This is a genomic window from Advenella sp. (assembly GCF_052108595.1).
In the GTDB taxonomy this organism is placed as follows: Bacteria; Pseudomonadota; Gammaproteobacteria; order Burkholderiales; family Burkholderiaceae_B; genus Advenella.
In genome coordinates, this window is record NZ_JBQEAU010000041.1 from 25,043 (window position 1) to 31,866 (window position 6,824).

General features: G+C 55.9%; 4 protein-coding genes and 1 tRNA gene. 2 read left to right on the top strand and 3 right to left on the bottom strand.

Annotated features, from left to right (window positions below):
* The first annotated feature begins 295 nt into the window (after positions 1-295).
* Both phhA and ACTIKR_RS09475 read left to right on the top strand, forming a co-directional pair.
* Positions 296-1,195: a phenylalanine 4-monooxygenase gene (gene phhA / locus ACTIKR_RS09470; protein ID WP_442327712.1), complete on the top strand. Its 900-nt coding sequence runs from the start codon at positions 296-298 to the stop codon at positions 1,193-1,195.
* Positions 1,196-1,409: 214 nt separating this feature from the next.
* On the top strand, positions 1,410-3,827 hold the full coding sequence (locus ACTIKR_RS09475) for an OmpA family protein (RefSeq protein ID WP_442327713.1): 2,418 nt from the start codon (positions 1,410-1,412) through the stop codon (positions 3,825-3,827).
* 231 nt (positions 3,828-4,058) lie between these two features.
* Here ACTIKR_RS09475 and ACTIKR_RS09480 read toward each other — a convergent pair whose 3' ends face one another.
* The 3 genes from ACTIKR_RS09480 to ACTIKR_RS09490 all read right to left on the bottom strand — a co-directional run bounded on the left by ACTIKR_RS09480 (position 4,059) and on the right by ACTIKR_RS09490 (position 6,746).
* Positions 4,059-4,559, bottom strand: a complete 501-nt coding sequence (locus ACTIKR_RS09480) for a hypothetical protein (RefSeq protein WP_193087348.1) — start codon at positions 4,557-4,559, stop codon at positions 4,059-4,061.
* 297 nt (positions 4,560-4,856) lie between these two features.
* Positions 4,857-6,083, bottom strand: a complete 1,227-nt coding sequence (locus tag ACTIKR_RS09485) for a YeeE/YedE family protein (RefSeq protein WP_193087349.1) — start codon at positions 6,081-6,083, stop codon at positions 4,857-4,859.
* Positions 6,084-6,672: 589 nt separating this feature from the next.
* A tRNA-Cys gene (locus tag ACTIKR_RS09490) sits at positions 6,673-6,746 on the bottom strand.
* Positions 6,747-6,824: the final 78 nt, after the last annotated feature.

Genomic DNA, 6,824 nt, shown 5'->3' on the forward strand with positions numbered 1-6,824 from the left:
ATTTGTCCGGCGGCGTTCGATATACGCAGTAGAGGATGGCACCAACAGGCTGCCCCGTGGGCTGTGGCGGCATGCTTTGCCACCTTGTCCGTGTACTGCGGACAGGTCTGACGCGTTGGCCTTGGCATTTTCTGTACTGGGCGGCCTTATTTCGAAATAGAAAATAAAATAAATTCTATAAAAATAGAAATAAAAAATGAAAAATTGCGTTATTTTCCAAAGTTCAGCATGAATTCACCCTGATTTGATGTGCGTGATATTGTTTCCAAATAATAGTGACATCTGGAGACACCTTATGAAAACGCTAAATTTGAGTCCCGTAGAAAAACACGGTTGCGCCGATCCGCAGGCGAGTGCGCCGTCGGCTGACTGGACCATCGATCAAAACTGGCAAGCCTATACGCAAGAGGAGCATGGCGTCTGGAAAACGCTTTATGAACGGCAAAGCAAATTGCTGCCCGGGCGTGTGTGCGACCAGTATCTGGATTGCATGAAGCAAATGCCCATTACCGCAGATGAAATTCCTGACTTTCGTCGCGTGAACGATCTGCTGATGAAGCACACCGGATGGCAGATCGTGGCTGTCCCCGGCCTGGTGCCCGATGACGTGTTTTTCACTCATATTGCCAACCGTCGCTTTCCGGCAGGCCAGTTCATCCGCTCAAAAGACAAGCTGGATTACTTGCAGGAGCCAGACGTATTCCATGATATTTTTGGGCATGCGCCCATGTTGATGAACCCGGCCATTGCAGACTTTATGCAGGCCTATGGCCAGGGCGGGTTAAAAGCACTCGAGCGCGGCATTCTGCCATTCATCTCTCGCCTGTACTGGTACACCATTGAGTTCGGCCTGGTCCAGCAAAAGGATGGCATACGCATCTATGGCGCAGGCATCAGCTCTTCATTTACCGAAAGCCAGTACTGTCTGGAAGATGATTCGCCCAACCGCATCGGCTTTGACCTGGAACGGGTCATGCGTACGGATTATCGTATCGACGATCTGCAGAAAAGCTATTTTGTCATCAACGAACTGGATGATCTTTTCGAACTGGCGCAGATAGATTTCGATCCGATATATGCACGCATCATTAATCAACCCACCTATACGCCGGATCAGATTTTGCCCGACGATCGCGTGCTCCATGCCGGAACGCTGCGTTATCATCGCCAGAAGGCTGCGCGAGCTGAAGGCTAAGGCCAACAATGCATTTTCGATGATTCGGCGCGGGGCTTGGACGCATTTTTTGCGGCTGTGCAAGCAGGCAGACAAATGCCTTTGCCGGATATCGCTCGGCCTGTCCTGCCGGGTCAAGTCAACATACTTAATTGACGCTGAATAAAGTGATACTATGGAACCGCAAGCGCCCGGCTAGCGGCCCGTTCAGTTCCAGTAAAGGTATGAGGATTCCATGAGTGTCGATTTCAGTCAGTTCTTTAATGGCCCGATTCGTGACAGCCTGATTGCGCAGGTTTCCGGTTATCTGGATATTTCCCGCCAGCAGGCGACCACCGCTTACGACAAGGCTGTCGCAATGGTGATCGGTGCGATGGCGCGGCAGGCGGGCAAGCCCGAGGGTGCGCAAGCCTTGGCAGCTCACATTCAAAACAGCCAGACCCAGACAAACCTGACCTCCAGCGCCCTGTCGCCGACGGTGCTGACCAACGATCAGTTCGCACAGATTGTGACGCTAGGCGAAAGCGAGCAGGCAACCATACTGGGACCGCAACAGGTAGCGGTGACTACCCATCTGGAAGTGACAACCGGCCTGGATACCAAGGCTGTTGGATCGCTATTGTCTATTGTCGTGCCGTTTGTACTATCCTTTCTGAAGAACAATATTACGACTGAAAGCGCGCCGGCACAAAGCCTGCCGGTGTTGCTGGCCGCCCAGGCGCCGCACGTGAGCGCCCAGCTGGATGCGCCGGCGCTTGCTGCGCTCGGTGAAGACAGCCTGGAAGGCCTGTTCGGACCGGATGCGCTGGCCGCCGTGGACGCCAATGCCGCTGCCTCGTCGCAAAACGGCAAGCACGGGTCGGCACAGGACACAATGGCAAATGAAAAACCAGCAAATGGCTGGTTCAAATGGGTGCTGACGCTGGCCGTGGTGCTGGCTGGTGCCGCCTGGGTCAAGAGCTGCACGCAATCGGATACGACAGAGACCGAAAACGCCAAACCGGCAGACCAGCAACAGTCGGCAACCGACGCGCCTGCACCTGATGCGGTAACGGCTCCCGCTGCAACGCCAGCCAACCCGCAAGCTGACACTCCTGCTGCCACGACCGGCGATGATGGCAAGGCTACAGAACCGGGAGCCGCTACAACGCCTTCAGCCAATTTCCCTGCCCCGGATTCGACGCAATCTTCTGGCGTAGCGGATGCGCCAGCTGCCGCCGAGGGCGCGCAGACAGATAGCATGCAGGCAGACAGCACAAAACCGGAAAGCACGCAGGCCGAGAACGCGGACAAATCCGCAGCGCCGGCTGCCACAGAGAGCACAGAGAGCACAGAGAGCACAGAGAGCACAGAGAGCACAGAGAGCACAGAGAGCACAGAGACTGTCCCGCCGGCTAGCGAGCAGCCAGCAAGCGAGCAGTCCCAATCTGCTAGCGGGCAGGCGGTCGTACCGGCAACAGGCAGCGTCCAGCCGGATGCGGCAGCAACGCCTGCGTCCGAGTCTGCCGCCGATACGGCGAGTAACGATTCGACTAATGGCCCGACCTATGGCCAGGCCAGCGACACCATGGAGCCCGAAGCGCAGTCCGAAGCATCTACCGGTGCCGCAAGTGCAGATGCCGCCAGTTCTGCTGTTCAGACGACCGAGCAAAAAGCCACGTCGTCTGCGCCAGAGGTCAATACAGACAATGCCAAGACAGAGGCGACAGGCGCAGACAAGACCAAGTCTGATCAGGAGCCAGCGTCAGCAGCAGAGGACGAGGCGACGACCACCACTGCGCCGGAGGCATCCAGCGCAACGGTCGAACAAGCCGGATCAAGCAGTGCCGCAACTGATACTGCTGCAACAAGCGACGCCACAACTGACAGCACCACAACTGATGATGCCGCACCGGGCAAGACAACAACTTTCGCCGAGCCCGCGCCCATTGCAAACAAGCCGGACACACCGCCTGCTGCTACAACACCTGAACCGGCGGGCGCCACTGGCAAAACCACAACCTTTGCCGGGCCCGATTCGTCAGGCGACCAGTCCAAGCCAGCGCAGCCGCAAGAAGCAAATGCTGATGAACCTGCCGATACCCAGTCCGGCATCGCGCCAGCCAGCGACGGGGCAGCACCGTCTGCAACGACCACGGAGTCTTCTGGTAAAACCACGACATTTGGCGCAGCGGAACAGGACAGTTCTGAAAGCGCCAGCGCAGCGCAGACCGACATCACTACAACAACAGCCGACAGTGCTGACCAAACTCCCGTTGCCGTCGAGCCCGTTACGGACGGCGTCCAGGCCGGAGCCGTGGCGCCCGATGCCGCGGCCGCGCCAGCAACGCTGCCTCAGGTGCAATTTGCTTCTGGTAGCGCACAGGTCGACAGCCGTTTCCACGATGGTCTTGACCAGTATGCGCAGCAATTGGAAGAGAGTGGAAAATCGGTGCGGCTGGTTGGTTTTGCGGATGAGTCCGGTAGCGAGTCCGGTAATGAAGCGTTGTCGAAACGTCGGGCGGAATCGGTCAAAGCCTATCTGATCCTGCGCGGTGTGCCGGCGCAGCAGATCCAGACCGAAGGTCAGGGCACGCAGGCGCCAGTGGCCGACAATACCACTGAAGCGGGGCGTGCGCAAAACCGCCGCGTAGAGATCCACGAACAGCAGTAGTCACGCGGTGAGCGCCAGGTTTATTACAGATGTGGTTGTGATAAACCTGCGCACCGCCAGGCGGCGCCTGTTCAGGTCGGACACGATGGGTGGTAGCAGGCAGCAAAGCGAAGCCATCAATCATCAATAGAACGAGACCGGATTCATTGCTCGGCTTCCGCATTTTCAGCAACAACACGGCTGATGGCATGGATGCGGATCAAACGCCAAGCCCTGCGGCATTGCAGCGTGTCAATGTTCTGTGCCGGATGTGCCGGCGACCGCGCAACCGGTATATTTCCTCTTCTTATAAAATAGTATGGCGCTCAGGTCGTAGGCGCCCTGGGCATTTACACAGGGTTTTCTGTTGATCGTCAGATTGACCTTGTTTTTGCGACGTCTGTTTTGCTGTTTGACTGTGTAATCCGTCGCAATGACATTGATGCCACGTTTGTCGTTAAACCGTTCGGCCGTGAGCGTGACCAGTTCGACCGCAGACAGCTCTATCTGCAACAAAGGTCCGTCAATGACGGCGCGCCAGGCAGCAGGCCTGCTGCCAAATGTCGTGAATGCGGGAGCAGGTGGGCTGGTGCTGCCGGCCGATGAGTCACTTGCAGTAAATGGGTCAGGTTTTGGTTGGCGTGTTCCCGAAAGGCCGGTCTGAGAATTGATGCCTGCACCAGAGAACGGGGTGCATGCGGTGACCGGGAGTATCAGGCAACACAAGACAAGCAATGAAGAAATAGCGTTCATTTTGTATGCCTTGAAAAGTCGGTTTGTTCATCCCGAGCCAGCAGCCAGTTTTGAATTTTGCTGGTTGCAGCTACCGGCACAGTGGATAGACTCTTTTTATTACGCGAAACCGGCGCCAAAAAATCCCGCCTCAGAGATCCTCTCAAATATCCTGTCTCAAAGATCTCCGCCCCAGAGATTCCGCGTGCCCTGTCTTAAAATAAAAAAGACGTGGCAATGTTAACATCGCCACGTCTTCGTAATCGTTGACTTCTATTAAGTTTTTACGCGGATCAAATGTAAATCACAAGATTTCCCTCAACAGGCAGTTTGCGATGTTTTCTCTACCGCGAGACCGAAAAAGGGGCGTATTCTGGTCCCAATCACGTTGCCGGCAAAGGCCGCCACCAGCCACAGCCAGCCATGCAGGCTACCCGACAGAATGCCGCTGAAATAGGCGCCGATATTGCAACCGAAAGCCAGGCGCGCGCCATAGCCCAATAGCAGGCCACCAATGATCGCTGCCAGCACAGATCGAGTGGGCAACTTCCAGACTGGGGCGAATTTTCCAGCCAGACTGGCCGCCAGCAACGCTCCCAGAATGATTCCGATATCCATGACACTTGTGATGTCATTGCGCACGGGGGCAGCCAGGGAGGCAGCGGCTGGTCCTTGCCAAAAGCCCCAAGTACTGACGTCGTAGCCAACGGCCATCAATATTTTCGAGCCCCACAAGGCAAAGGCAGAGGTAATTCCCCAAGGGCGTCCGGCCAAGGCCAGCGTGGCAAAGTTGAGCAAGACCAGCGCAATAGAACCGATAACCAGTGGCCACGGGCCCGAAAGCAGTCTGCCCCAGCCGCGTGCCTTACCGGCGCTAACGGCAGAAGAAATCAATGTTCCATGCCGGCGTTTTTCAGCCCAGATGGTGAACAGGGCAATGCCCAGAAATAATACGAAGCTGCTAAGCAATGCAGTAGGGGCGCCCCATTCCTGCACGATGGAATACGGCGCGAATGACGGCCGGCTGGCCCACCAGGGCAGATGGGCTGCGCCGATCACCGAGCCGATAATGAAGCCGATCAGCGTAATAATCATGCGCGTGCTGCCACCGCCAACGGTATAGAGCGTACCGGAGGCGCAACCGCCACCCATTTGCATGCCGATTCCGAACATAAAGGCGCCGACCAATACCGATGTGCCGATGGGGCTGACAAAACCGCTGACGTTCTGTCCCCACAGCGTGCCGTTGCCCAGCACCGGAAAAAACAGCAGGCAGCCAAACGCCAGCATCAGCATCTGCGCGCGCAGCCCGGCGCCGCGCCGGTCTGAAATAAATACGCGCCAGGCCGATGTGAAACCAAAGGCGCTGTGATACAGCGTTGCGCCCAGCAGGATGCCCACGATCCACAACGCGGCCTGCCGGCCACTGACGGTGCCATTCAGATAAATAAGACCCAGCACGATCAGCGCAGCTGATACTGCGGCGGGAACCAGGTTGATCTGCGATCGCGCAGGAGATGGAAGCGTAGAAGGGTTCGAGGCCATGATGAAAAAGTCGCCCGGGTGACGACACTGAGTGCGAAAAGGGTATCTTACGCCGCAGATCAATAAAATCCAAACGGCACGACCCACTATTTTAAGGATGTCTGCGGCGGCGGCGTCGCGGTAACCTTGCTGCCGGCAGGGTCGTCACTATTGAAGCAGGAACTGCGAGGCGCAAGATAGTTATATGCTTATTTCTTGCGGGAATGAGCGCTACCGTTACCACCGAAGATTAGCGTACCGATATGTTCGGGAATTTGCGGTATCTTCTGATTAAGACACTATATGGGAATATGCCGCTGATCATTAAGTATTTTATTAATATCAGCAAATCCATTGACAGGAAATCGCCCCGTTTGTATCAACGGGGTTGGGTTTGCGCCAGGGCCTGATGAGTCAGGGTACAGAGCCAGGAACTGGCTTGGCGACCCGTTGTGTAATAGCGATATGTGAGCTCGCTGGCAAGGCGCCAGCTATTTCTGACTCGCTCTAATAAGTGAGATTTTTTTGGGGAAAAGATCCATTTTGCGGAAAAACCCGTTTTTGCGGAGCAGATTTATTTTTTTAATTGCTCTGAAACCCGCAAGAATACTGGAGGCGCAGAGCGGAGTCGAACCGCTCTGGACGGATTTGCAATCCGCTGCATAACCGCTTTGCTACTGCGCCTAAGTAATAACAAACAAAGAGTCAAGCATTATGGTCGATTTTCCGTGCGCAGTCAAGGCAGGGGGCAGGATCGGCAAT

Coding starts and splice junctions, on each gene's coding strand:
- ACTIKR_RS09485 (WP_193087349.1), bottom strand. CDS start 6,083: ATGGCCTCGAACCCTTCTACGCTTCCATCTCCTGCGCGATCGCAGATC.
- ACTIKR_RS09475 (WP_442327713.1), top strand. CDS start 1,410: ATGAGTGTCGATTTCAGTCAGTTCTTTAATGGCCCGATTCGTGACAGC.
- phhA (WP_442327712.1), top strand. CDS start 296: ATGAAAACGCTAAATTTGAGTCCCGTAGAAAAACACGGTTGCGCCGAT.
- ACTIKR_RS09480 (WP_193087348.1), bottom strand. CDS start 4,559: ATGAACGCTATTTCTTCATTGCTTGTCTTGTGTTGCCTGATACTCCCG.